The 1,152-nt window shown below is 70.6% G+C and carries 2 protein-coding genes; both read left to right on the forward strand.

All coding sequences use genetic code 11. The features are described from left to right. Nucleotides 1-827, forward strand: an 827-nt coding sequence (locus tag L810_RS43005) for an NAD(P)/FAD-dependent oxidoreductase (protein ID WP_042978428.1), incomplete at its 5' end; no start/stop codon positions are given. Between the two features lie 18 nt (nt 828-845). Next, on the forward strand, nt 846-1,152 hold a 307-nt coding region (locus tag L810_RS43010), incomplete at its 3' end, for a sulfite exporter TauE/SafE family protein (protein ID WP_042978429.1).

The raw sequence follows: 1,152 nt of genomic DNA on the forward strand, positions 1-1,152 counted from the left end.
CGCCGTACACGTGGGAACTCGTGCGCGCGTTCCGCGGCGGCAACGCACTCTTCACGCAGCCGCCGATGCCGATCAAGTGCGCAGGCGCACCGCAGAAAGCGATGTACCTGTCGTGCGACCACTGGCGGCGCGCGGGCCGCCTCGAGGCCGCGAACGTCGAGTTCCTGAATGCGGGCGGCGCGCTGTTCGGCGTCGCCGACTACGTACCCGCGCTGATGGAGTACGTGAAAAGCTACGACATCGCGTTGTCGTTCGGCCACAACCTCGTCGCGATCGACGGCCCGGCACGCCAGGCGACGTTCGCGCGCGCGCTGCCCGACGGCGGCAAGGAAACCGTGGTGCGCTCGTTCGACATGATCCACGTCGTGCCGCCGCAGAAGGCGCCCGATTTCGTGCGGTCGAGCCCGCTCGCCGATGCGGCCGGCTGGATCGACGTCGATCCGGCGACATTGCGCCATCGGCAGTACCCGGACATCTATGCGCTCGGCGACGCCACCAACACGACCAATGCGAAAACGGCCGCTGCCGCCCGCAAGCAGGCGCCCGTGGTCGCGCACAACCTGCTCGTGTCGCTCGGCCGCGCGCACGGCGACGCCGCATACGACGGCTACGGCTCGTGCCCGCTCACCGTCGAGCGCGGCAAGATCGTGCTCGCCGAATTCCTGTACGGCGGCAAGGTCGCACCGACCTTCCCCGCGTGGCTGATCGACGGCAAGCGCCCGTCGCGGCTCGCGTGGCTGCTCAAGGAACGCGTGCTGCCGCCGCTCTACTGGAAGGCGATGCTCAAGGGCCGCGAATGGCTCGCGAAACCCGCGATCGCGCGTTGACCGGAGCCCGATGACGTCATGCTGATTTCCCTCGTACTCGGCGGCTTCGTCGGCGCCGTGCTCGGTTTGACCGGCGCCGGCGGCGGCATTCTCGCGGTGCCCGCGCTCGTCGTCGGCATGAGCTGGCCGATGCAGCAGGCCACGCCCGTCGCGCTCGTCGCGGTGGCCGGCAGCGCGGCGCTCGGCGCGCTCGAAGGCTTCCGCCGCGGGCTCGTGCGCTATCGCGCGGCATTGCTGATGGCCGTGGCCGGCGTGCCGCTGACCACGCTCGGCGTACGGCTCGCGCACGTGTTGCCGCAGCGCCTGCTGCTCGCGCTGTTCGCAC

It is taken from the genome of Burkholderia sp. AU4i (assembly GCF_000466765.1).
GTDB classification, from domain to species: domain Bacteria; phylum Pseudomonadota; class Gammaproteobacteria; order Burkholderiales; family Burkholderiaceae; genus Burkholderia; species Burkholderia cepacia.